This window comes from Prescottella sp. D32 (assembly GCF_037287305.1).
GTDB lineage: Bacteria > Actinomycetota > Actinomycetes > Mycobacteriales > Mycobacteriaceae > Prescottella > Prescottella equi.
Genome location: NZ_JARBSW010000007.1, coordinates 1 through 24,623, shown reverse-complemented (window position 1 = coordinate 24,623; position 24,623 = coordinate 1). Strand labels below are relative to the sequence as shown.

Sequence of the window (24,623 nt, the reverse complement as noted above, 5' to 3'; positions counted from 1 at the left end):
CCATCAGGCCTCACCACTGTACGTTCCGACCCTGAGGGGAACCTTGGAGACAGGGTGATACTGGGTAAACCGCCCGCTGGTCCAGGCAATAAGATGGACTCCTGTGACTCCAGCCGACCTTGCCGAACTGCTCCGAGGGACCGCCGCGAAGGTGCTCGCCGAGCACGGACTCGACGTTTCCGTACTGCCCGCGACACTGACGGTCGAGCGTCCTCGTAATCCCGAGCACGGTGATTACGCCTCGAATGTGGCGATGCAGGTGGCCAAGAAGGCCGGTGCGAACCCGCGCGATCTCGCCACCTGGCTCGCCGCGGCACTGGCGGCGTCCGACGGCATCGATTCCGCGGAGGTGGCAGGCCCCGGCTTCCTGAACATCCGCCTGGCCGCCGACGCGCAGGGCGCGATCGTCGCGAAGGCCCTCGAGTCCGGCGCCGCGTACGGAGCGGGCGACGCGCTCGCCGGCAAGCGGATCAACCTCGAATTCGTCTCCGCGAACCCCACCGGCCCCATTCACCTCGGTGGCACCCGTTGGGCCGCGGTCGGCGACGCGCTGGGGCGCATCCTGGCGACGCAGGGCGGCGACGTGACGCGCGAGTACTACTTCAACGACCACGGCGCCCAGATCGACCGCTTCACCCGCTCGCTCATCGCCGCCGCGCAGGGCGAACCGGCGCCCGAGGACGGCTATGCCGGCGCCTACATCGTCGACATCGCGGCCGACGTGCAGAAGCAGGTGCCCGGCGCGCTCGACCTGCCCGAGGCCGAGCGCCACGAGACCTTCCGGTCCATCGGCGTCGAGCTGATGTTCGAGCACATCAAGCGCACGCTGCACGAGTTCGGAGTCGACTTCGACGTCTACTTCCACGAGAACTCGCTGTTCGAGTCCGGCGCGGTGGAGCGGGCCGTCGAGACCCTCAAGGGCTCCGGCAACCTGTACCACGAGGACGGCGCCTGGTGGCTCAAGAGCACCGACTTCGGTGACGACAAGGACCGTGTCGTCATCAAGTCCGATGGCAACGCCGCGTACATCGCAGGCGACATCGCCTACTTCCAGGACAAGCGTGCCCGCGGCTTCGACCTGTGTATCTACATGCTCGGCGCCGACCATCACGGCTACATCGGCCGGCTCAAGGCCGCGGCGGCCGCGTTCGGCGACGACCCCGACACCGTCGAGGTCATGATCGGGCAGATGGTCAATCTCGTCCGCGGCGGCGTCGCCGTGAAGATGAGCAAGCGTGCCGGCACGGTCATCACGCTCGATGATCTGGTCGAGGCGATCGGCGTGGACGCCGCCCGCTACTCGCTCGTCCGCTCTTCGGTGGACCAGAGCATCGACATCGATCTCGAGTTGTGGGCCAGCACCACCAACGAGAACCCGGTGTACTACGTGCAGTACGCACACGCGCGGCTGTGCTCGATCGCCCGCAACGCCGCCGATCTGGGCCTGGGCACGGAGAACCCGAACCTCGGACTGCTCACCCACGACCGCGAGGGCGACCTCATCCGCACCATCGCCGAGTACCCGCGGGTGGTGGCGAAGGCCGCCGAACTGCGGGAACCGCACCGCATCGCGCGCTACCTCGAGGAGCTGGCCGGTACCTACCACCGCTTCTACGACGCCTGCCGCATCCTCCCTCAGGGCGACGAGGAGGCCACCGGCCTGACCACAGCGCGACTGGCGTTGTGCGCCGCATCGCGTCAGGTCCTGGCGAACGGTCTCGAGCTGCTCGGCGTCAGCGCACCGGAGCGCATGTGAACGCGCATCCCGCCGGCCCCCGGCACGCCGAGATCCAGCACGCCCCCGGGCTGCCGCCCCGCCCCGCGACGGCGTCCGAGATGACCGCGCTTCCCGAGCAGGTGTGGCCCCGCAGCGCCGAGCGCGGCGCCGACGGCGTCGTCCGCATCGCCGGGGTCCCGGTGACGGAACTGGCGGAGAAGTACGGCACGCCACTGTTCGTCGTCGACGAGGACGACTTCCGCTCCCGCTGCCGCGAGATGGCGCGCGCCTTCGGCGGTGCCGAGCGCGTGCACTATGCGTCGAAGGCCTTCCTGTCCGCCGAGATCGCCCGTTGGGTGCGCGACGAGGGCCTGTCGATGGACGTCGCGTCCGGCGGCGAACTGGCCGTCGCGCTGCACGCCGGCTTCCCCGCCGAGCGGATCACGATGCACGGCAACAACAAGTCCGTCGCCGAACTCGACGCCGCCGTCGCGGCCGGGGTCGGGCACATCGTGCTCGACTCGATGGTCGAGATCGAGCGCCTCGACGAGGTCGCGGCCCGCCGCGGCGTCGTGCAGGACGTCCTGATCCGCATCACCGTCGGTGTCGAGGCGCACACGCACGAGTTCATCGCGACCGCACACGAGGACCAGAAGTTCGGGTTCTCGCTGTCCGGCGGCAAGGCGATGGCGGCCGTCGCCCGCGTCTTCGAGACCGGCAACCTGCGTCTGGTCGGGCTGCACAGCCACATCGGCTCGCAGATCTTCGAGGTCGACGGGTTCGAACTGGCCGCGCACCGCGTCATCGGGCTGATGCGCGAGATCGTCGACCGCTTCGGTGCCGAGAAGACGTCGCAGCTGTCGATGGTCGACCTCGGTGGCGGTCTCGGCATCTCGTACCTGCCGAGTGACAATCCGCCGCCGGTCGCCGAACTCGCGGCCAAGCTCGCGCACATCGTCGCGACCGAGTCTGCGGCCGCGGGACTGCCTGTGCCGACCCTCATGGTCGAGCCGGGCCGCGCGATCGCCGGCCCCGGCACCGTCACGCTGTACGAGGTCGGCACCATCAAGGACGTCACCCTCGACGCGGGTGCGACGCGGCGGTACGTCAGTGTCGACGGCGGCATGAGCGACAACATCCGCACGTCGCTGTACCAGGCTGAGTACGACGCGCGCCTCGTCTCGCGGGACAGCGACGGCGCCCCCGTCGTGGCCCGTGTCGTGGGCAAACACTGTGAGAGTGGCGACATCGTGATCCGCGACGCCTGGATGCCCGACGATCTGGGTCCGGGAGATTTGCTCGCCGTCGCGGCCACGGGCGCATACTGCTATTCGATGTCCAGCCGGTACAACCTGCTCACCCGCCCCGCGGTGGTGGCAGTGCGGGACGGCGCCTCACGCCTAATCTTGCGTAGGGAAACTGTGGAAGATCTGCTCAGCTTGGAGGTTTCGGAGTGACCAGCGAATCGGCGCAGCGCGCCATCGGGGTGGCTGTTCTCGGCCTCGGGACCGTGGGCAGCGAGGTGGCTCGGATCATCCGCGAGCACTCGACCGACCTCGAAGCCCGAGTCGGCGCACGTCTGGAGCTGCGCGGAGTCGCGGTCCGGCGCATCGACGGCGATCGCGGCCTGCCTGAGGAACTGCTCACCACCGACGCCGAGTCGCTGGTCACCCGCGACGACGTCGACGTGGTCGTCGAGGTGATCGGCGGTATCGAGTTGCCGCGCAAGCTGGTGCTCGCCGCGCTCAACGCGGGCAAGTCCGTCGTGACCGCGAACAAGGCTCTGCTCGCCGAGTACACCGGTGAGCTCGCCGAGGCCGCCGAGCGGCAGAGCGTGGACCTGTACTTCGAGGCGGCAGTTGCCGGTGCGATCCCGGTGATCCGTCCGCTCACGCAGTCGCTCGCGGGGGACCGCGTCGACCGTGTCCTCGGCATCGTCAACGGCACCACCAACTTCATCCTCTCCGCGATGGACGAGACCGGCGCCGACTACGCCGACACCCTCGCCGAGGCCGGTCGCCTGGGCTACGCCGAGGCCGATCCGACGGCCGACGTCGAGGGCTTCGACGCGGCGTCGAAGGCCGCGATCCTCGCGTCGATCGCCTTCCACACTCGCGTCACCGCGGGCGACGTGTACCGCGAGGGCATCTCGAAGATCACCTCGGACGATCTCGACGCCGCCAAGTCGCTCGACTGCACGATCAAGCTGCTGTCGATCTGCGAGCGGATCGTCGACGCGAACGGCGGCGAGCGCGTCTCCGCGCGCGTCTACCCGGCGCTCGTCCCGCGCGAGCACCCGCTCGCGGGTGTCAACGGGGCCTACAACGCCGTCGTGGTCGAATCGGCGAACGCCGGCCGCCTGATGTTCTACGGCCAGGGTGCCGGCGGCGCCCCCACCGCGTCCGCCGTCATGGGCGACCTGGTGATGGCCGCGCGCAACAAGGTGCACGGCGGCCGCGGCCCGCGCGAGTCCAAGTACGCGCAGCTGCCGATCGCGCCGATGGGCGACATCCCCACCCGCTACTACGTGAACATGCAGGTCGCCGATCGTGCCGGCGTGCTGTCGGCGGTCGCCGCCGAGTTCGCCAATCGCGGCGTCAGCATCTCCACCGTCCGGCAGGAGGGCGCCGGCGACGGTGCGCGCCTCGTGGTCGTCACCCACCTCGCAAACGACGCGGCACTGTCGGAAACGGTTGCCGCCCTTGCCGAACTCGAATCTGTAACCGCTGTGACCAGCGTGCTCCGACTGGAAGGTACCTCCGAATGACCGGCGCCAACTCCAAGGCCGAAACCAAGTCGACCCCCGTCCACACCCCGTGGCCGGGACTGATCGAGGCCTACCGCGACCGGCTCGCGATCGGACCGAACTGGAAGACGGTCACGCTGCGCGAGGGTGGCACGCCGCTGCTGCCCGCTGGGCACCTGTCGGAGCTGACCGGTTGCGACGTCTACCTCAAGGTCGAGGGTCTCAACCCCACCGGGTCGTTCAAGGACCGCGGTATGACGATGGCCGTCACCGACGCGCTCGCCCGCGGCCAGCAGGCCGTGCTGTGTGCCTCCACCGGCAACACCTCCGCCTCGGCCGCCGCATACGCCGCCAAGGCGAAGATGGGCTGCGCGGTGCTGGTGCCGCAGGGCAAGATCGCGATGGGCAAGCTCGCCCAGGCCGTCATGCACGGCGCACGCATCATCCAGGTGCAGGGCAACTTCGACGACTGCCTCGAGCTGGCCCGCAAGACCACCGCCGAGTTCCCGACCATCGGTCTGGTCAACTCCGTCAACCCGGTGCGCATCGAGGGTCAGAAGACCGCCGCGTTCGAGATCTGCGACGCTCTGGGCAAGGCGCCCGACATCCACGCGCTGCCCGTCGGTAACGCCGGCAACATCACCGCCTACTGGCGTGGCTACTCCGAGTACTTCGCCGACGGCATCACCTCGGTGCGCCCGCGCATGCTCGGCGTCCAGGCTGCCGGTGCCGCGCCGCTCGTGCACGGGGCCCCGGTCAAGGATCCGGAGACCATCGCCACCGCTATCCGCATCGGCGCACCGGCCTCGTGGAACGGTGCCGTCGCCGCCAAGGAAGAGTCGAACGGTGCCTTCCGTGCCGCGACCGACGAGGCGATCCTCGAGGCGTACCGGTTGATCGCCGCGACCGAGGGTGTCTTCGTCGAGCCCGCGTCGGCCGCGAGCGTCGCCGGACTCCTCGCCGCCCACAAGGAAGGTTGGCTGGACGCCGGTCAGACGGTCGTCTGCACCGTGACCGGCAACGGCCTCAAGGATCCCGACACCGCCCTCGCGGGCATGCCGGCGGTCCAGCCGATCCCGGTCGACCCGGTCGCCGTCGCCGCGGCGCTCGAGCTGGCATAGTGACCGCGGCTCCGGACACGGCAGTGGACCAGACGATGACACAGACCCTTCCCGCCGGACTCACCGTCACCGCTCGCGTCCCCGCGTCGAGCGCCAACCTCGGTCCGGGTTTCGACACGCTGGGTCTGGCTCTCGGTCTGTACGACGAGATCACCGTCACCACCACGGATTCGGGTCTGACGATCCGGGTCGAGGGAGAAGGCGCCGACGACGTCCCGTGGGGACCCTCACATCTCGTGGTCCGCGCGATCGAACGGGGCCTCGAGGCCGCGGGTCTGTGGGCGGACGGGCTGGATGTGGTGTGCCGTAACGCCATTCCGCATTCGCGGGGACTCGGCTCGTCCGCGTCCGCTGCCGTCGGTGGCCTGGCCGCGGCCAACGGTCTCGCACTGAAGTCGGCGCCGGAGCTGGCGCTGACCGACGCGCAGCTGGTCCAGCTGTCGTCGGAGTTCGAGGGGCACCCCGACAATGCGGCCGCAAGCGTCCTCGGCGGCGCGGTCGTGTCGTGGAGCGAGGCGGGCGTCGACGACGCCGCGCAGCGTAGCTACAGCGCCGTCCGGCTGCCGGTGCACCCGGATGTCCGCGTCGTGGTGCTGGTGCCGTCGGAGCGATCGTCGACTGCGCTCACCCGGGGCCTGCTGCCGGAGACCGTGCCGCACCGGGACGCTGCGTTCAACGTCAGCCGCGGCGCACTCGCGGTGGTCGCGCTCACCCAGCGACCGGATCTGCTGATGACGGCGACCGAGGACAAGCTGCACCAGGCGCAGCGTGCCCCTGCGCTGCCGCTCACGACGACGTGGATCGCGAAACTGCGCGACGCGGGCATCGCGGCGACGGTGTCGGGTGCGGGACCGACGGTGCTGGCGCTGTCGGTCCGGCCGTTCCCCGATGCGCTCCGTCGCGAGGCCGAGGAAAGTGGTCTGCGCGTGCTCGAACTGGAGGTCGCGGACGGCGTCCAGGTGAACTGACGGAACGCGCCCAGGATGGTTACTGCTCGGTTCTTGCCGAGTAAGGCATTCGCCGCTATCCTGGGCGTGTCCGTACATCGTGCGCTTCAGACGCCGGTGCTTCACCAGGGCAATCACTCCATTTCTACGGGGTATTCCTGGCATGATCCTCACGCGATTACCTCAGCGCTGATCGATCGACAGCACCCGCCTTCTCCGGTGATGTGATGGAGGACAAGGCCGCAATTCCATCCAGCGGATACGGCACATCCGAGTTCAGTCAGCCAACTGAATTGCGGGACGAACCCTCGACTTCGCGCAGCGCGAGCGAGGGAAGGAAAGGACCTCCGTGACCGATACGGACCTGATTGCCACGCCTGTTCAAGAATCCCCGGCAGAGTCCGCGGGTGCCCGGGCGGGCAATTCTGCACAGACTTCCGACGCGGGGTCGCGCGAAGGCGCGGTCGCTGCGTCCACCAAGCGCGCCGATGCCCGGCGCGGTGCCGGCCTGTCCGGAATGGTGCTCGCCGAGCTGCGTACGCTCGCCGGCGAACTCGGCATCAAGGGCACCTCGGGTATGCGCAAGGGCGACCTGATCGCCGCGATCAAGGAGCGTCAGGGCGGCGGCGCAGCCCCGTCGGCTGCCGCTGCGGCCGCCCCCGCGGAGGCCCCGGCGCCGCGCAAGGAGCGCGCCGAGACCCGCACCGAAGCCGAGGCACCGGCATCTCCCGCCGCAGGTGAGACGTCGGAGTCCGGTGACTCCGAGCAGGGCGGCCGGCGCAGCCGCCAGCGTCGGGGATCCTCCCGACGTGCCGGCGCTCCCGAATCGGGCGCCGACGACGCCGGAACGCCCACCGAGACCGCGCCCGCCGAGTCCAAGCCCGCCAAGCAGGCCGAGGGCAAGGAAGAGACCCGCGAGCAGGGCCGCGAACAGGGCCGTGAGCAGGGGAAGGAGCAGTCGGCCGAGGACCGCGGAGAACGCGGTGGCCGGCGTGAGCGCGGCGAGCGGGGTGACCGCTCGCAGGGCGGCGAGCGCGGCGAGCGTTCGCAGGGTGGCGAGCGCGGCGAGCGTTCGCAGGGCGGTAACGGCCCGCGCGGCGAGGGTCGTGGCGAACGCCGCGACGCCGACGACGAAGAGGGCGGTCGCGGACGTCGCGGCCGTCGTTTCCGCGAGCGTCGTCGTGGGCGCGACCGCGGTGAGGGCGGCGAGGGTCGGGAGGGCCGCGAGCCCGAGATCCGCGAGGACGACGTCCTGCAGCCCGTCGCCGGCATCCTCGACGTCCTGGACAACTACGCCTTCGTGCGCACGTCCGGCTACCTGGCCGGCCCGAACGACGTGTACGTGTCGATGAACCTCGTGCGCAAGAACGGCCTGCGCCGCGGCGACGCGATCACCGGTGCGGTCCGGGTTCCCCGTGAGGGCGAGCAGAGCAACCAGCGGCAGAAGTTCAATCCGCTGGTGCGGCTGGACACGGTCAACGGTGGCGAGGTCGAGGCCGCGCGCAAGCGCCCCGAGTTCAACAAGCTCACCCCGCTGTACCCGAACCAGCGCCTGCGCCTCGAGACCACGCCGAACATCTTGACGACGCGCGTGATCGACCTGGTCATGCCGATCGGCAAGGGTCAGCGTGCGCTGATCGTGTCGCCTCCGAAGGCCGGTAAGACCACCGTCCTGCAGGACATCGCGAACGCGATCTCGGTGAACAACCCCGAGTGCTACCTGATGGTCGTCCTGGTCGACGAGCGTCCGGAAGAGGTCACCGACATGCAGCGGTCGGTTAACGGTGAGGTCATCGCCTCGACGTTCGATCGTCCGCCGGCCGATCACACGTCGGTTGCCGAGTTGGCCATCGAGCGTGCGAAGCGTCTCGTGGAGGCCGGCCGCGACGTCGTGGTGCTGCTCGACTCGATCACCCGACTGGGCCGTGCGTACAACAACTCGTCGCCCGCGTCCGGACGCATCCTGTCCGGTGGTGTCGACTCGACCGCGCTGTACCCGCCCAAGCGCTTCCTGGGTGCCGCGCGCAACATCGAGAACGGCGGCTCGCTGACGATCATCGCCTCCGCCCTGGTGGAGACCGGGTCCACCGGCGACACCGTGATCTTCGAGGAGTTCAAGGGCACCGGCAACGCCGAGCTCAAGCTCGATCGCAAGATCGCCGAGCGGCGCGTGTTCCCGGCGGTAGACGTCAACCTGTCGAGCACTCGTAAGGACGAGCTCCTGATGAGCCCGGACGAGTTCGCCATCGTGCACAAGCTGCGGCGCGTGCTGTCCGGTCTGGACACGCATCAGGCGATCGACCTGCTCGTCGACCGGCTCAAGAAGAGCCAGAGCAACGTCGAGTTCCTCATGACGGTCTCGAAGACGGCCCCGGGCTCGCTCGCGGACTGACGTCTGCAGCTGCGACCTGATCGACTCGTCCCCGTGCGCCACGCGTCACGGGGACGAGTCGTATCGGCGGGAATCATTCGGCGCGGGGGCGCGTTTATGAGGAAGCGTCCGCCTCTGGCAGAATGGGCGATCGCGTGACAACCATGTCCGGTTCCGGTTCACGGCCTCGAACGGCGAGGACGACCCGGCGGCCATCGAAAGGGACACCATGAAGGCAGGAATCCACCCCGAATACGTTGCAACCACCGTCGTGTGCGGTTGTGGCAACACGTTCGAGACCCACAGCACGGCGACCAGCGGACGTATCAACGTCGAGGTTTGCTCGCAGTGCCACCCGTTCTACACCGGCAAGCAGAAGATCCTCGACACCGGCGGACGCGTTGCCCGCTTCGAGGCTCGCTACGGAAAGCGTGCCGGCAAGAAGGCCGCTGCCGACCAGTAGCTGTCCCGCCGACGCCCGTCCTGCGTTTCTGCAGGCCGGGCGTCGGCTTTTTTGTGCCGACCCGAACCGCGTTTTGCGCACTTGCCGCGGTCCGGAGGTCTCCACACCAACGACAAGTGCGCAAAACGCGAAACAGGGAGCCAAGAATGGCAGGGACGACTCAGCCGTCGGCGATCGACGACATCCTGGCCGAGCACGCGGGCCTCGAGCAGCAGCTCGCCGACCCGGCGCTGCACAACGATCCGTCGGCCGCGCGCAAGGCGGGCAAGCGCTTCGCCGAGCTCGCCCCGGTCATGGCTACGTACGCGAAGCTCAAGTCGGCGCAGGACGACCTCGACGCCGCCCGCGAACTCGCCGCGGACGATGCTGCGTTCGCCGCGGAGATCCCGGCGCTCGAGGAGACCGTCACCGAGCTCGACAAGACCCTCACCGACCTGCTGGCCCCGCGAGACCCGCACGACGGCGACGACGTCGTCCTCGAGCTCAAGTCCGGCGAGGGCGGGGAGGAGTCGGCCCTGTTCGCGTCCGATCTCGCGCGCATGTACGTCCGTTACGCCGAGCGGGCCGGATGGCGTGTGGAGATCCTCGACGCCACCGTCTCGGACCTCGGTGGATACAAGGACGCCACGATCTCGATCAAGTCGAAGGGCGATGTCCGCGACGGCGTCTGGTCCCGGCTGAAGTTCGAGGGCGGTGTCCACCGCGTGCAGCGTGTGCCCGTCACCGAATCGCAGGGACGCGTGCACACGTCGGCTGCCGGTGTCCTCATCTACCCCGAGCCCGAGGAGGTCGAGGAGGTGCAGATCGACGAGACCGATCTGCGCATCGACGTCTACCGGTCGTCCGGCAAGGGCGGTCAGGGCGTCAACACCACCGACTCCGCGGTCCGGATCACGCATCTGCCCACCGGCATCGTCGTGACCTGCCAGAACGAGCGCTCGCAGCTGCAGAACAAGGCGCGCGCGATGCAGGTGCTGGCCGCCCGTCTGCAGGCGGCGGCGGAGGAGGCCGCGGACGCGGAGGCGTCGGCCGGCCGTCAGAGCCAGGTCCGCACCGTCGACCGCTCCGAGCGCATCCGCACCTACAACTTTCCCGAGAACCGCATCACCGACCACCGCATCGGGTTCAAGGCGCACAACCTCGACGCCGTGCTCGACGGCGACATGGAGGCACTGCTCGACGCCCTCGGCAAGGCGGACCGCGAAGCGCGACTCGCCGCCGAGTAGTCAGCTGCCGCTTCAGGTCACGACAGTGGTGGCGACGCCGCCCTGCGCGAGCACACACGGCTGGCCCGCGCCGTTGGTGTAGACCCCGTCCAACACGGTCGTGACGACACCGGGACCGGTGGCCGCGACGAACTCGGCGCGGCTGCCGGTGTTGGTGAGCGTCGCGATGCCGTTGGCGCCCGTGGAGTTGTTGACCCACACGACCCGACCTCCGCCCGCCGGTGGAGGTTCGTCGACGCTGATCGCGAGCCGTCCGCCGGGAAGGGGAGTGGCGTCGGCAACGCCCATCCCGCCGGGACAGATCGCGGGCGCCGGCTGGACGTCGAACGGAGCGGCGTGGGCGAGTCCCGGTCCGATCGACGCTGTGACTGTGAAGGCTGCGGCGGCGAGGATGCGCGCCGCTGTGGCGGAGAACATGGGACGTTCCTTCGTCCGACCTCGGCCTGACGATGACCAGACCGGTCGTATTCTATCGCCACCACGGCCGGACGAGGCCGGTCGCAAGCTGTCCGGCACCTATCCGTGCTGTGGCCGTGACCGACGTGGCAGGCTGTAGCCCGTGAGTCGACAACCCATCCGTCTGGCCATCATCGAGGCAGCCGCCGAGTTGGAGCGCGCCGGCGTGCCGTCGGCGCGGGTGGACGCCGAACTTCTCGCTGCGCACGTGCTCGGTGTCGAACGGACCCGGCTGGGGCTGGTGCCGCTGGTCGACCCGTCCGTCATCGAGGAGTATCGGGAGCTCGTCGCTCGGCGAGTGCAACGAATTCCGTTGCAGCACATCACCGGATCGACCGCGATGGGTAACGTTTCGCTCGAAGTCGGCCCCGGCGTGTTCGTTCCGAGACCGGAGACCGAACTGCTCCTCGCGTGGGCCCTCGCGCACCTCGAGGCAAGCGGACTGCGGGCGCCCGTCGTCCTGGACCTTTGCACCGGCACCGGTGCACTCGCCCTCGCGATCGCTCACGCTCGCCCCGACGCTGTCGTGCACGCCGTCGAACTGCAGCCGCAGGCCCTCGCCTGGGCGCGCCGCAACGCGGACCGCAGGCGCGACGCCGGTGACACACCGATCAACCTCGTGCAGGGCGACGTCACCGATCGGGCGCTGCTCACCGAACTCGAGGGCGGGGTTGACCTCGTCGTGTCGAACCCGCCCTACATTCCCGAAGGTGCGGTGCTCGATCCCGAGGTGGCCGATCACGACCCGCACACCGCACTCTTCGGCGGCGCCGACGGGCTCTCGGTGATCAAGCCGATGATCAACAACATCGCACGCTGGCTGCGCATCGGGGGAGCCGTGGGTATCGAGCACGACGACACCAACGGTGACCAGGTGGCCGAGTTGTTCCGCGCCCGCCGCGTCTTCGACCGAGTCGTCGAGCACCCCGACCTCGCGGGCCGGCCTCGTTTCGTCGTCGCGCACCGTGTCGCGACCGACGTCGAGGCGGCACGGTGAGGGCGCCCGCGGCGTGAGTGAAAGGATGGGGGCGTGAGCACTGTCTACGACTGCAAGCAACCCGACAATCGTGAAGCCGGACTGACCGCCGCGAAGAACTCCCTCAAGGCCGGCCGGCTGGTCGTCCTCCCGACGGACACCGTGTACGGTCTCGGCGCCGACGCCTTCGACGGCGATGCCGTCGCGAGCCTGCTCCGGGCCAAGGGACGCGGTCGGGACATGCCGGTGCCCGTGCTGGTCGGTTCCTGGAACACCATCGACGGTCTGGTCTACTCCGTTCGTCCGCAGGCGCGTGAGCTGATCAAGGCGTTCTGGCCCGGCGGGCTGAGCATCGTTGTCCAGCAGGCGCCTTCGCTCGCATGGGACCTCGGCGACAGCCGTGGCACGGTGATGCTCCGGATGCCGCTGCACCCGGTGGCGCTCGAGTTGCTGCGCGACGTCGGACCGATGGCGGTGTCGAGCGCCAACATCTCGGGGCGCCCGCCGGCCACCACGGTCGACGAGGCGCGTGACCAGTTGGGCGGAGCGGCGAGCGTCTACCTCGACGGCGGCCCAGCGACTCACGCGGTGGCGTCCACGATCGTCGACCTCACCGGCGACGAGATCCGGATCCTGCGCGAGGGTGCGGTGCCGACCGCGGACGTCGCCGAGGTGCTCGGGGTGACACCGGAAAGCCTGCTGGGAGGAGCCTGACGGTGAGCGGACTCGTCCTGGTCAATCCCGGTTCCCGGCTCGTCGGCCGGTAGCGTCGTCGAGGTGAGTTCTGCAGATTCGGCGGTGCTGGCGCTCGCCCAGGCCGGCAACGGCGCGGGCGTGCCGCTGCGCGAGTTGCTGCTCGTGATGCTGACGGCCGCCGTCGTCACATTCCTCGGAACCGGCCTCGTCCGGAGGCTCGCGATCCGCTTCGGTGCCGTCGCCATCCCGCGCGACCGCGACGTCCACGTCGAACCGACGCCCCGACTCGGCGGGATCGGCATGTACGCCGGCATGCTCGTCGCGTTGCTCTTCGCCGGTCAACTGCCCGCGCTGACGCGAGGATTCGAGTTCTCGCGGGACATCGCCGCGGTCCTGGTGGCGGGGTTCGTGATCGTGCTGGTCGGTGTGATCGACGACCGGTGGGGGCTCGACGCGCTCACCAAGTTCGTCGGGCAGGTGACCGCCGCGGGCATCCTCGTGGTCATGGGGGTGAGCTGGTACCTGATCCCGTTGCCGTTCGGTGAGAGCAGCACCGTGATTCTCGATCAGCTCCAGGCGGGCCTGGTCACCGTCGCGGTCGCCGTCGTGATGATCAATGCGATGAACTTCGTCGACGGGCTCGACGGGCTCGCGGCCGGTCTCGGGCTCATCGCCTCGCTGGCGATCTGTGCGTTCTCGGTGGGAATCCTGCACGACCAGGGCGGCGACGTCGGGGTCTACCCACCCGCGATGATCGCGGCGGCGTTGGCCGGCGCGTGTCTCGGTTTCCTTCCCCACAATTTCCAGCCGGCCCGGATCTTCATGGGCGACTCCGGGTCGATGCTCATCGGGCTCACCCTGGCCGCGGTGTCGACCAGCGCATCCGGGCGGATCAGCTTCACCGCCTACGGTTCTCGGGATCTCCTCGGTCTGCTCTCGCCGCTGTTGCTGGTCGGCGCGGTGATGTTCATCCCGATCCTCGACCTGCTCCTCGCGGTCATCCGGCGCACGCGGGCCGGGGTCAGCCCGTTCAGCCCCGACAAGATGCACCTGCATCATCGCCTCCTGCAGATCGGCCATTCGCACCGTCGCGTGGTCCTGCTCATCTACTTGTGGGTGGCGGTACTGGCGTTCGGGGCGGTCGGATCGTCGCTGATCGACAGGCGGATCGTGGTGCTGCTCGTCGCCGGCGGCCTGGTCTTCGCCCTGGTGGTCACCGCGGTGCCGTCCTGGCGTGGGCTCCGGCAGGACAGTCGCCGGTAGTCGGGGCAGGGGGAGCGGCGCACCCTGAGCGTTCCTCTAACCTGGGAGCCGTGACTTCCACCCCAGAGCCCTATTCGACCGATCCCACGGCGGCGCTCCGCCGTGGCCTTCGCTACGGCGTGCTCGGACTGCTCGTGCTCGCCGTCGGCGGCGTGATCATCGCCAGCCTGTTCGCCGGCGTCGCCGGACTGTGGGGCGCTCTGCTCGGCGCTGCCGTCGGCGGTGGCTTCATCCTGTGCACCGTCCTGGTCGTGCTCCTCACCGCCAAACTGCCGGCCGTCACTGCTGGCGCGGTCCTGCTGGGTAGCTGGCTTCTCAAGATGATCCTGGCCATCACCGTGCTCGCGATCCTCGACCCCCTGGACTTCTACAACCGCCAGGCGATGGTGATCGTCATCGTTCTCTCGCTCGTCGTCGTTCTCGGCGCCGAGACCTACGGCGTGCTCCAGACCAAGGTCCCGTACGTGACACCGCACGAAGCCGACAACGAATCGGGCGCTGCCTGACGCATGGACGAGGCGTTTTCTGCAACGTGTTCCAGAGTTTTCGGGTACCCCGTCTACACAACGTCGTAGATGTCTTGATAGTCTCTGGTCCAAGCAAGTGCGCAGATGCCGGGAAAGTCCAGATGACCTGGCATCTCGGTAACGCTTGCAGGCGACAGAGGCTGTCGGAGTTGTCCGAATTTCAGATTTGGGCGGAACCACCCTCCAGTTGCCGAGTCGACGACAGTCGCCGACACCGACAGACGCCAGGACGGGTTCGCCCGAGTCTCCAGCTGCTGACGAATACGCGAGCCGACCTGGTCGACTTGTTAGATCGTCAATGTCCGATCGAACCGCAGACAGCGATGCCTGCGGCCGACTACGGGAGAGACCGCTGAGCGTCACCTTCATGGCCGCGGGTGAATACCATCCGCCGTCACTCGATGATTTCTACCCGCCCGCAGTGCTGTTCGAGGGCACGATCTTCGAACTCGACCGTCTGATGCTGATCCGTCTGTTGATGTCGGCGCTGGTGGCAGTGTTCTTCATCATCGCGATGCGGAGCCCGAAGATCGTTCCGCGCGGTGTCCAGAACGTCGGCGAGTACGCGCTCGATTTCGTGCGGATCAACATCGCGGAAGAGATCCTGGGCAAGGAGCAGGGCAAGCGCTTCCTGCCGGTCATCACGACCATCTTCTTCATCGTGCTGGCCAGCAACCTCGCGAGCGTCACGCCCTTCCTGAACATCTCGCCGAACGCGCGAATCGGCATGCCGCTCGTGCTGGCGGCACTGGCCTACATCACCTTCAACTACGTGGGCATCAAGAAGTACGGCTTCTTCAAGTACGTGAAGTCCAGCATCGTGGTGCCGGGCGTGCCGCTTCCGCTGCACTTCCTGTTGATCCCGATCGAGTTCATCTCGACGTTCGTGCTGCGGCCGTTCACGCTGATGGTCCGACTCATGGCCAACATGCTGGCCGGGCACATCCTGCTCGTGCTGTTCTTCGGTGCTACGCAGTACTTCTTCTTCACGGCCGGAGGCTTCCAGGTGATCTTCGGCGTGCCGTCGATCATCGCGGGCGTCGCCTTCACCTTCTTCGAGCTGCTGGTGATCGGTCTGCAGGCGTACGTCTTCGCGCTGCTCACCGCCGTGTACATCGATTTGGCGCTCCACGCCGACTCGCACTGACCACTCACATCGTTAGACCTGCCCCATTCGCCGACCGGCGGTGGGCAACAGAAAGGGAACGGAACACCACATGAGCGTTGCGCTTCAGGCAGTCGAGGTCCTCGCGCAGGAAGAGACCACCTTCAAGGGTCTCGGCGCTGTCGGCTACGGTCTCGCAGCCATCGGCCCCGGCATCGGCGTGGGTATCGTCGTCGGTAAGGCGATCGAGGGCATGGTCCGTCAGCCCGAGATGGCCGGCCAGGTTCGCACCACGATGTTCCTCGGTATCGCATTCACCGAGGCCCTGGCGCTGATCGGTCTCGTCGCCGGCTTCATTTTCTAAGAACACACCATGTCAACCACCATCGCATTGCTCGCGGCCGAGGGGGAGGATCACAACCCCCTCCTGCCCGCGACGTATGACATCACTTGGTCGATCGTTGCCCTGGTGGTCGTCGGGTTCGTCTTCTGGAAGTTCGTTCTTCCGATGTTCCAGAAGGTTCTCGCCGAGCGCACCGAGCAGATCGACGGCGGCATCAAGCGGGCCGAAGAGGCTCAGGCTGAGGCCAAGGCCGCGCTGGAGCAGTACCACGCCCAGCTCGCCGAGGCTCGCACCGAGGCCGCACAAATCCGCGAGGAAGCACGTACTCAGGGCCAGCAGATCATCTCCGAGATGAAGGCACAGGCCCAGGAGGAGAGCGACCGCATCGTCGCCGCCGGTCACAGCCAGCTCGTCGCTCAGCGGCAGCAGATCGTGACCGAGCTGCGGGCCGACCTCGGTAAGACCGCGGTCGACCTGGCCGAGAAGGTCATCGGAGAGTCGCTCGCCGACGACGTCAAGCGCGCCGGAACGGTCGATCGCTTCCTCAACGAGCTGGACGCAGTCAGCGCCGATTCCGCAGCAGGAAAGTGAGCACCATGTACGCAGCGAGCCGTGAAGCCCTGACGCAGACTCGTGCTGCGCTCACCGCGGCGTTGGATTCCGTTTCCCCCGGCGCGGCCACTGCGGCCGCGGCGCAGGCCGGATCCGAGCTGTTCTCGGTGGTCGAGGTTCTCGACGGTCAGCGCACTCTCCGGAGTGCTCTGGCCGACGCGTCCACGCCTGCCGCTGGTCGACAGGGCCTGGCCCGCCAGGTGTTCTCGGGGAAGGTCGGCGCCGAGGCGCTGGCAGCCCTCGAGGCCGCCGCGGGCCAGGACTGGTCGAGCACGGCGGATCTGCTGAACTCGCTGGTCACGGTCGGGCGTGAGTCCCTGCTCCGTGCCGCAGCGGATCAGAGCCAGAGCGACACGGTCGAGGACGAGCTCTTCCGTCTCGGCCGCATCGTTGCCGGCAATCCGCAGCTGGAGCAGGTCCTTTCGGATCGTTCGACGCCCGTCGCCGCCAAGCGAGAGCTGCTGTCGAAGCTGCTGTACGGCAAGGTCACCGCAATCACGGAGGCTCTTGCCATCCAGGCTGTGGGTCGCCTGCGCACCGCTCCGGCGGATGCGTTCGACGAGCTGTCGGCCCTGGCCGCGGCGCTCCGAGACAAGGCCGTTGCGCATGTTCGCAGCGCCTCGACGTTGTCGAGCGAGCAGGTCGAGCGGCTCGCGGCGACGCTGACCCGCACCTACGGCAAGCCCGTCACCGTGCATGTGGAGGTCGATCCGGCACTCCTCAGCGGCATGGTCGTCCGGGTGGGCCACGAGGTCATCGACGGGAGCGCGGCCGGTCGCCTCGCTGCCCTGCGCAAGACCTTCAAGTAGCCGACGACCGAACACATACTCCCGATCTTTTCGAAGACCAGATACCGAGAGCAGGAAAAACATGGCGGAGCTGACGATCTCCTCCGACGAGATCCGTAGCGCGATCGAGAACTACACCGCGAGCTACTCACCGGAGGCCTCCCGCGAGGAGGTCGGCGTGGTGTCCGACACCAGCGACGGCATCGCTCACATCACCGGCCTGCCGTCGGCGATGGCCAACGAGCTGCTGGAGTTCCCGGGCGGCGTGCTCGGTGTTGCACTGAACCTGGACGCCACCGAGATCGGTGCCGTCGTCCTGGGTGACTACGAGCACATCGAAGAGGGCCAGGAAGTCAAGCGGACCGGCGACGTTCTGTCGGTGCCGGTCGGCGACGGCTACCTGGGCCGCGTCGTCGACCCGCTGGGTCGGCCGATCGACGGCCTCGGCGACATCGAGACCACCGAGACCCGCGCCCTCGAGCTGCAGGCCGCCACGGTGCTCGAGCGTCAGCCCGTCGAGGAGCCGCTGCAGACCGGTATCAAGGCCATCGACGCCATGACCCCGATCGGCCGCGGACAGCGTCAGCTCGTCATCGGCGACCGCAAGACCGGTAAGACCGCGGTCTGTGTCGACGCCATCCTGAACCAGAAGGCGAACTGGGCGACCGGCGACCCGAAGCAGCAGGTCCGCTGCATCTACGTCGCCATCGGCCAGAAGGGCTCCACCATCGCCGGCGTCAAGCAGGCGCTCGAGGAGCAGGGCGCGATGGAGTACACCACCATCGTCGCTGCCCCGGCTTCGGACTCCGCCGGCTTCAAGTGGCTCGCCCCGTACACCGGTTCGGCCATCGGCCAGCACTGGATGTACCAGGGCAAGCACGTCCTCATCGTGTTCGACGACCTGACCAAGCAGGCCGAGGCGTACCGCGCCATCTCGCTGCTGCTGCGTCGTCCGCCGGGACGTGAGGCCTACCCGGGTGACGTCTTCTACCTGCACTCGCGTCTGCTGGAGCGTTCGGCCAAGCTGTCCGACGAGCTCGGTGGCGGTTCGCTGACGGCTCTGCCGATCATCGAGACCAAGGCCAACGACGTCTCGGCGTACATCCCGACCAACGTCATCTCGATCACCGACGGTCAGGTCTTCCTCGAGTCCGACCTGTTCAACAAGGGCATCCGCCCCGCGATCAACGTCGGTATCTCGGTTTCCCGCGTCGGTGGCGCCGCGCAGACCAAGGGCATGAAGAAGGTCTCCGGTTCGCTGCGTCTGGAGCTCGCGCAGTTCCGTGAGCTCGAGGCCTTCTCGGCCTTCGCGTCGGACCTCGATGCCGCTTCGAAGGCTCAGCTCGAGCGCGGCCAGCGTCTGGTCGAGCTGCTCAAGCAGGACCAGTACTCGCCGATCGCGGTCGAGGACCAGATCATCTCGATCTACCTCGCCGGTGAGGGTGTGTTCGACTCGGTACCCGTCGCCGACGTGCGCCGCTTCGAGGCCGAGCTCCTCGACGACCTGCACCGCAACGCGGGCAGCGTCTACGAGGCCATCAAGGGCGGCAAGGCTCTCGACGACGCCTCGATCGCGACCCTGACGGCTGCGACCGAGAAGTTCAAGGCAGGCTTCCTCGCCTCCGACGGCAGCCGTGTCGTCAACGAGGCCGAGGCCGAGGCCCTCGACGCCTCCGAGGTCGGCCAGGAGAAGGTCACCGTCAAGCGCACCACTGTCAGCAAGTGAGCGTGGTCCCCATGACTCAGCGTCACCCGAAGGGAGAGTGATCGATCGATGGCAAGCATCCGCGAACTGCGTTCTCGCATCAAGTCGGTCAACTCGACCAAGAAGATCACCAAGGCGCAGGAACTGATCGCCACCTCGCGCATCACCAAGGCGCAGGCCCGTGTCGCGGCTTCCAAGCCGTACGCGGAGGAGATCACCAAGGTGCTCTCCGAGCTGGCCAGCGCCTCGGCGTCGCTCGACCACCCGCTGCTCAACGAGCGGGCGAACCCGAAGCGTGCTGCCGTCCTGGTCGTGACCAGTGACCGCGGTATGTGCGGCGGTTACAACTCCAACGCCCTCAAGGAAGCGGAGGAGCTGTTCCAGCTGCTGCGCTCCGAGGGCAAGGAGCCCGTGATCTACGTGCTCGGTTCCAAGGGCCTCGGTTACTACACGTTCCGCGGCCGCAAGATCGGTGGTGCGTGGACGGGCTTCTCCCAGGAGCCCGGCTACGCGGATGCCGCCAAGGCGAGTCGTCACCTGGTCGAGCTGTTCATGGCCGGTTCCGGTGCCGAGGTCGAGGCGCCGAACGGCGAGGGCACGATCGAGGGCGTCGACGAACTCCATATCGTCTACACGCGCTTCGTCTCGATGCTCACCCAGAAGCCGGAAGTCCGGCGGATGGCTCCGCTCGAGGTCGATTACACGGACGATCACATCGAGCTGGGCGAGGACATGCTGTCCAACGGCCAGCACGACGGCAAGTCGGGTCCGAGCGCGGTCTACAATTTCGAGCCCGAGGCCGGCACGTTGCTGTCGGCCCTGCTGCCGAAGTACGTGAGCACGCGTATCTACTCGGCGCTGCTGGACTCCGCCGCCTCGGAGTCTGCCGCCCGTCGTACCGCCATGAAGGCCGCGACGGATAATGCGAACGAACTGGTGAACACCCTGAGCCGTCAGGCAAACCAGGCTCGCCAGGCCCAGATCACCCAGGAAATCAGCGAGATCGTCGGTGGCGCGAATGCGCTGGCCTCGAGCGCAGGAAGTGACTAGCACATGACCGCAGCAGTAACCCAAACCAACGCGAACGGCGCGGACACCACGTCCGGCCGGGTCGTGCGGGTCATCGGTCCCGTTGTGGACGTTGAGTTCCCGCGCGGCCATGTTCCCGACCTGTTCAACGCCCTGCACTCGGAGGTCACCCTCCCGTCGGTGGCGAAGACGCTGACCCTCGAGGTTGCGCAGCACCTGGGCGACAACCTGGTCCGCACCATCTCGATGCAGCCCACCGACGGCCTGGTCCGCGGCGCTGCTGTCAACGACACCGGCAAGCCGATCTCGGTTCCCGTCGGCGACGTCGTCAAGGGCCACGTGTTCAACGCCCTCGGTGACTGCCTCGACGCCCCGGGCACGGGTCGCGACGGCGAGCAGTGGGGCATCCACCGCAAGCCCCCGGCCTTCGATCAGCTCGAGGGCAAGACCGAGATCCTCGAGACCGGCATCAAGGTCATCGACCTGCTGACCCCGTACGTCAAGGGCGGCAAGATCGGTCTGTTCGGTGGTGCCGGTGTCGGCAAGACCGTTCTGATCCAGGAGATGATCACCCGTATCGCGCGTGAGTTCTCCGGCACCTCGGTGTTCGCCGGCGTCGGTGAGCGCACCCGTGAGGGCACCGACCTTCACCTCGAGATGGAAGAGATGGGCGTCCTCCAGGACACCGCCCTTGTCTTCGGCCAGATGGACGAGCCGCCGGGAACGCGTATGCGCGTCGCCCTGTCCGCGCTGACCATGGCGGAGTACTTCCGCGATGTCCAGGGCCAGGACGTGCTGCTGTTCATCGATAACATCTTCCGCTTCACGCAGGCCGGTTCCGAGGTTTCGACCCTGCTGGGTCGTATGCCTTCGGCCGTCGGTTACCAGCCCACGCTGGCGGACGAGATGGGTGAGCTCCAGGAGCGCATCACCTCTACCCGTGGCCGTTCGATCACCTCGCTGCAGGCGATCTACGTCCCCGCCGACGACTACACCGACCCGGCGCCGGCCACGACCTTCGCGCACCTCGATGCCACCACCGAGCTCTCGCGTCCGATTTCGCAGATGGGTATCTACCCCGCTGTGGACCCGCTGACGTCGACCTCGCGCATCCTGGAGCCCGGCATCGTCGGTGCCGAGCACTTCCGCGTCGCGAACGAGGTCAAGCGGATCCTGCAGAAGTACAAGGAGCTGCAGGACATCATCGCCATCCTCGGTATGGACGAGCTGCAGGAAGAGGACAAGGTCCTCGTCGGCCGCGCCCGCCGTCTGCAGAAGTTCCTCGGCCAGAACTTCATCGTCGCCGAGAAGTTCACCGGTGAGCCCGGTTCGGTCGTGCCGCTGCGCGACACCATCGAGGCGTTCGACCGCGTCTGCAAGGGCGAGTTCGATCACCTGCCCGAGCAGGCGTTCAACAGCTGCGGTGGACTCGACGACGTCGAGGCCGCTGCCAAGAAGATCGCCGGGAAGTAGACCGACATGGCTGAGATGACCGTTGAACTCGTTGCTGTCGAGCAGCGACTCTGGTCGGGATCGGCGAAGCTGGTCAGCGCCCAGACGACCGAGGGTGAGATCGGTGTCATGCCCGGGCACGAGCCGGTCCTCGGCCAGCTCGTCGAAGGCGGCGTGGTTGCGATCACGACCGTCGACGGCGAGCGCGTGGTCGCCGCCGTGCACGGTGGCTTCCTCTCGGTGACCGCCACCACGGTGACGATCCTGGCCGAGTCCGCTGACATGGCGCATGATGTCGACGTCGAGGCGGCCAAGGCCGTCCTGGCCGAGACCACCGAGGATCTCGAGGCGATCGCGATCGCCAAGGGTCAGCTGCGCGCCGTCGAGCGCGCGTAGTCAGTCCACGACGAGCCGCGACGGAGCCGACGAGTAGTGACGATCGGAATGGTTGTTCTCATCATTCTGGTTGTGCTGCTCGCGGCCTTCGTCGCGGCTTTCGTGTATCGCCTCGCCGTTCTGCGACGGGGTGGCACGGCGGCGATTCTGCGAGTGACCCCGGCTCCCGGTGGAAGTGGTTGGCGACACGGGGTCGTCCGGTACGGCGAAGGTTCGCTGGTCTTCTTCAAGCTGTCGAGCCTGCGGCCCGGACCGGACTCCCGGTTGAGTCGTCAGGGGATCGAGGTCGGTTCCCGTCGCGGCCCCGTCGGCAACGAGTACGACATCATGACCGACGAGATCGTGATTCTCGAGATCTCCGACGGTGACGACACGTACGAGATAGCCCTCGACCGGGGCGCCTTGACTGCCTTCCTCTCGTGGGTGGAGTCGAGGCCGGACGGACGGTCGTTGCGGGGACGTCCCGCGTGACGGACCGCGGTGCGGGAACAGAAAAGGGAGGCCTGTCGGCCTCCCTTTTGCGTTGCGCGGGGGTCAGGACCTGCCGGCGCCGGGCTTCCACAGGACGTCTCCGCCCGGATTGGCGAGTCGGCTGACGATGAACAACAGGTCCGACAGGCGATTGAGGTACTTCGCAGGCAGGACACTGGTGTCGTCGGGGCTGGCCTCGACGGCCGCCCAGGCGGAGCGTTCCGCGCGTCGGACGATCGTGCGCGACGAATGGAGCAGGGCCCCGAGCGGGGTGCCGCCCGGCAGGATGAACGAGTGCAGCGGTTCGAGGCGCTCGTTGAACTCGTCGCACCATCCTTCGAGGCGTTCGATGTAGGCCTCGGTCACGCGCAGCGGCGGGTACTTGGGGTCCGGAACGACCGGCGTCGAGAGATCCGCGCCTGCGTCGAACAGGTCGTTCTGGACCTGGCGGAGCACGTCGACGATCTCCTCGGGCGGGGTGCCGAGTGCGAGAGCGACGCCGATGCTCGCGTTCGTTTCGTCGCAGTCCGCGTACGCGATGAGCCGTGGATCGTTCTTGGACACGCGGGAGAAATCGCTCAGCCCGGTAGTGCCGTCGTCGCCGGTCCGGGTGTAAATCCGCGTCAAGTGAACAGCCATGGGGCAACGGTACCGCTCGGCAGGTCCGGCGTTGTCCTGGCTAGGCTGTTCGACTGTGAGTGAACGCTTTCTTGTCGCTGGTGGGAACCGACTCGTCGGTGAGGTGTCGGTGGGCGGCGCGAAGAACAGCGTCCTGAAACTGATGGCCGCGGCTCTGCTCGCCGAGGGCACGACCGTCATCGAGAACTGTCCCGACATCCTCGACGTGCCGCTGATGGCCGATGTACTGCGCGGACTGGGCTGCGACGTGTCGCTCGAGGGGGACGTCGCGAGGATTACGACACCGGCGCAGCCGAAGTACCACGCGGACTTCGCGGCCGTCCGGCAGTTCCGAGCGTCGGTGTGTGTCCTCGGTCCGCTGGTGGCGCGATGCCACAAGGCAGTCGTGGCGCTTCCCGGTGGAGACGCGATCGGTTCGCGCCCCCTCGACATGCACCAGTCAGGACTTCGCCTGCTGGGTGCGCACAGCGAGATCGAGCACGGCTGCGTCGTCGCGGAGGCCGACGACCTGTACGGAGCCAACATCCGCCTGGCGTTCCCGTCGGTGGGGGCGACCGAGAACATTCTCATGGCTGCCGTACTGGCCAGGGGAGAGACGATCATCGACAACGCGGCGCGCGAGCCGGAGATCGTGGACCTGTGCAACATGCTGAACCGGATGGGTGCGAAGGTCTCCGGCGCCGGCTCGACGACGCTGACCATTCGCGGCGTCGACCGCTTGCAGCCCACGTCGCACCGGGTCATCGGCGACCGGATCGTCGCGGCCACCTGGGGTATCGCTGCAGCGATGACGCGGGGGGACGTGCTCGTCCGCGGTGTGAACCCGAAGCACCTCAGTCTCGTGCTCGACAAGTTGCGCGCCGCCGGTTCGCAAATCACCACCGAGGCCGATGGTTTCCGCGTGGTGCAGACCGGTCGTCCGCAGGCCGTGAACTTCGCGACCCTCCCGTACCCGGGATTCCCGACAGACCTGCAGCCGATGGCGATTGGGCTCGCGGCGATCGCGGACGGCACGTCGATGATCACCGAGAACGTCTTCGAGGCGCGATTCCGGTTCGTGGAAGAGATGATCCGCCTGGGTGCGGATGCACGCACCGACGGGCACCATGCCGTCATCCGGGGAGTGGAGGAGCTGTCGAGCGCCCCGGTGTGGTCCTCGGACATCCGTGCCGGCGCCGGCCTGGTGCTTGCGGGGCTCGTCGCGGACGGGGTGACAGAAGTGCACGACGTCTACCACATCGATCGCGGCTACCCCCGATTCGTCGAGGACCTGGTCGGATTGGGCGGGGACATCCGTCGAGTCTCGGACGAAGGAGACGGGCAATGATCGCTGTGCCCGGCATCACAGTCGGCCATTCGGCCGTGGGCGCGGTCGTTTGAGCTTGATGACCTGGGAAAACGACGTCCTGAATCCCTCCCACCAGGCCGTTTGACGCTCCGTTCACCCTCGCGTAACTTATTCCAGGTCAGAGCGACACGGACACCGACCCGGCCGCGACCTTCACTGGTCAGCGAGGGAAAACGAGGTTGTACGGGGAGCGCCTGGCGGTTGCCGATACTCCTTCCGGTCGCCG

24 protein-coding genes are annotated in these 24,623 nt (G+C 67.8%); 22 read left to right on the top strand and 2 right to left on the bottom strand.

Annotation, left to right across the window (positions count from 1 at the left end):
• The first annotated feature begins 103 nt into the window (after nt 1–103).
• The 8 genes from argS (at nt 104) to prfA (ending at nt 10,591) form a co-directional block, all read left to right on the top strand.
• Nucleotides 104–1,756 (top strand): arginine--tRNA ligase, encoded by a 1,653-nt coding sequence (gene argS / locus PSS76_RS22825; protein ID WP_013415628.1) that lies wholly within the window; start codon nt 104–106, stop codon nt 1,754–1,756.
• Nucleotides 1,753–3,174 carry a diaminopimelate decarboxylase gene (gene lysA / locus PSS76_RS22820; protein WP_013415629.1) on the top strand — a complete coding sequence of 474 codons (1,422 nt, stop codon included), beginning with the start codon at nt 1,753–1,755 and terminating at the stop codon, nt 3,172–3,174. The genes argS and lysA overlap by 4 nt, the downstream gene beginning before the upstream one ends.
• Nucleotides 3,171–4,484, top strand: coding sequence for a homoserine dehydrogenase (locus PSS76_RS22815; RefSeq protein ID WP_005514019.1), 1,314 nt, complete (start codon nt 3,171–3,173; stop codon nt 4,482–4,484). Before lysA ends, PSS76_RS22815 begins: the two co-directional genes overlap by 4 nt.
• A complete protein-coding gene (gene thrC, locus PSS76_RS22810; RefSeq protein WP_005514018.1) occupies nt 4,481–5,584 on the top strand; it encodes a threonine synthase in 1,104 nt (367 codons plus the stop codon). Before PSS76_RS22815 ends, thrC begins: the two co-directional genes overlap by 4 nt.
• Nucleotides 5,585–5,619: 35 nt before the next feature.
• Entirely contained in the window at nt 5,620–6,552 is a 933-nt protein-coding gene (gene thrB, locus PSS76_RS22805) for a homoserine kinase (protein WP_145274837.1), read from the top strand.
• A gap of 328 nt (nt 6,553–6,880) precedes the next feature.
• Nucleotides 6,881–8,923 (top strand): transcription termination factor Rho, encoded by a 2,043-nt coding sequence (gene rho, locus PSS76_RS22800; protein WP_145274840.1) that lies wholly within the window; start codon nt 6,881–6,883, stop codon nt 8,921–8,923.
• A 208-nt stretch (nt 8,924–9,131) separates the two neighbouring features.
• Complete coding sequence (gene rpmE, locus PSS76_RS22795; RefSeq protein WP_005514015.1) at nt 9,132–9,365, top strand: 50S ribosomal protein L31; 234 nt, start codon at nt 9,132–9,134, stop codon at nt 9,363–9,365.
• 146 nt (nt 9,366–9,511) lie between these two features.
• Nucleotides 9,512–10,591 carry a peptide chain release factor 1 gene (gene prfA / locus PSS76_RS22790; protein WP_005514014.1) on the top strand — a complete coding sequence of 360 codons (1,080 nt, stop codon included), beginning with the start codon at nt 9,512–9,514 and terminating at the stop codon, nt 10,589–10,591.
• Nucleotides 10,592–10,603: 12 nt separating this feature from the next.
• On the opposite strand, the gene PSS76_RS22785 is transcribed toward prfA, so the two are convergent.
• Nucleotides 10,604–11,008 (bottom strand): hypothetical protein, encoded by a 405-nt coding sequence (locus PSS76_RS22785; RefSeq protein WP_022595182.1) that lies wholly within the window; start codon nt 11,006–11,008, stop codon nt 10,604–10,606.
• Between the two features lie 142 nt (nt 11,009–11,150).
• On the opposite strand from PSS76_RS22785, the gene prmC reads away from it, so the two are divergent.
• The 13 genes from prmC (at nt 11,151) to PSS76_RS22720 (ending at nt 22,410) form a co-directional block, all read left to right on the top strand.
• Nucleotides 11,151–12,044 carry a peptide chain release factor N(5)-glutamine methyltransferase gene (prmC, locus tag PSS76_RS22780; RefSeq protein ID WP_005514012.1) on the top strand — a complete coding sequence of 298 codons (894 nt, stop codon included), beginning with the start codon at nt 11,151–11,153 and terminating at the stop codon, nt 12,042–12,044.
• Nucleotides 12,045–12,077: 33 nt separating this feature from the next.
• Nucleotides 12,078–12,737, top strand: coding sequence for an L-threonylcarbamoyladenylate synthase (locus PSS76_RS22775; RefSeq protein ID WP_005514011.1), 660 nt, complete (start codon nt 12,078–12,080; stop codon nt 12,735–12,737).
• Between the two features lie 63 nt (nt 12,738–12,800).
• Nucleotides 12,801–13,982, top strand: a complete 1,182-nt coding sequence (locus tag PSS76_RS22770) for a glycosyltransferase family 4 protein (protein ID WP_084924761.1) — start codon at nt 12,801–12,803, stop codon at nt 13,980–13,982.
• 41 nt (nt 13,983–14,023) lie between these two features.
• Entirely contained in the window at nt 14,024–14,488 is a 465-nt protein-coding gene (locus PSS76_RS22765) for a Cg1360 family ATP-synthase-associated protein (RefSeq protein WP_186322406.1), read from the top strand.
• 388 nt (nt 14,489–14,876) lie between these two features.
• Nucleotides 14,877–15,656, top strand: a complete 780-nt coding sequence (atpB, locus tag PSS76_RS22760) for a F0F1 ATP synthase subunit A (RefSeq protein ID WP_069855953.1) — start codon at nt 14,877–14,879, stop codon at nt 15,654–15,656.
• Nucleotides 15,657–15,726: 70 nt separating this feature from the next.
• Complete coding sequence (locus PSS76_RS22755; RefSeq protein ID WP_005514006.1) at nt 15,727–15,978, top strand: ATP synthase F0 subunit C; 252 nt, start codon at nt 15,727–15,729, stop codon at nt 15,976–15,978.
• A 9-nt stretch (nt 15,979–15,987) separates the two neighbouring features.
• Nucleotides 15,988–16,548, top strand: coding sequence for a F0F1 ATP synthase subunit B (locus PSS76_RS22750; RefSeq protein ID WP_005514004.1), 561 nt, complete (start codon nt 15,988–15,990; stop codon nt 16,546–16,548).
• 5 nt (nt 16,549–16,553) lie between these two features.
• Entirely contained in the window at nt 16,554–17,378 is an 825-nt protein-coding gene (locus tag PSS76_RS22745) for a F0F1 ATP synthase subunit delta (RefSeq protein ID WP_013415634.1), read from the top strand.
• A gap of 61 nt (nt 17,379–17,439) precedes the next feature.
• A complete protein-coding gene (gene atpA, locus PSS76_RS22740; protein ID WP_005514002.1) occupies nt 17,440–19,083 on the top strand; it encodes a F0F1 ATP synthase subunit alpha in 1,644 nt (547 codons plus the stop codon).
• Between the two features lie 48 nt (nt 19,084–19,131).
• Nucleotides 19,132–20,112: a F0F1 ATP synthase subunit gamma gene (locus tag PSS76_RS22735; RefSeq protein WP_005514001.1), complete on the top strand. Its 981-nt coding sequence runs from the start codon at nt 19,132–19,134 to the stop codon at nt 20,110–20,112.
• Between the two features lie 3 nt (nt 20,113–20,115).
• The gene (atpD, locus tag PSS76_RS22730; protein ID WP_005513999.1) at nt 20,116–21,564 is read left to right on the top strand and encodes a F0F1 ATP synthase subunit beta; all 1,449 of its coding nucleotides are present in this window, start codon (nt 20,116–20,118) and stop codon (nt 21,562–21,564) included.
• 6 nt (nt 21,565–21,570) lie between these two features.
• Entirely contained in the window at nt 21,571–21,939 is a 369-nt protein-coding gene (locus PSS76_RS22725) for a F0F1 ATP synthase subunit epsilon (protein ID WP_005513998.1), read from the top strand.
• 48 nt (nt 21,940–21,987) lie between these two features.
• A complete protein-coding gene (locus PSS76_RS22720) occupies nt 21,988–22,410 on the top strand; it encodes a DUF2550 domain-containing protein (RefSeq protein ID WP_037085394.1) in 423 nt (140 codons plus the stop codon).
• Nucleotides 22,411–22,473: 63 nt separating this feature from the next.
• Here the strand turns inward: PSS76_RS22720 and PSS76_RS22715 are convergent, their stop codons facing one another.
• Nucleotides 22,474–23,049, bottom strand: a complete 576-nt coding sequence (locus tag PSS76_RS22715; protein ID WP_084846466.1) for a cob(I)yrinic acid a,c-diamide adenosyltransferase — start codon at nt 23,047–23,049, stop codon at nt 22,474–22,476.
• 55 nt (nt 23,050–23,104) lie between these two features.
• Here PSS76_RS22715 and murA point away from each other — a divergent pair, with 55 nt between their 5' ends.
• Nucleotides 23,105–24,376, top strand: a complete 1,272-nt coding sequence (gene murA, locus PSS76_RS22710; protein ID WP_005513994.1) for a UDP-N-acetylglucosamine 1-carboxyvinyltransferase — start codon at nt 23,105–23,107, stop codon at nt 24,374–24,376.
• The last annotated feature ends 247 nt before the right edge of the window (nt 24,377–24,623 follow it).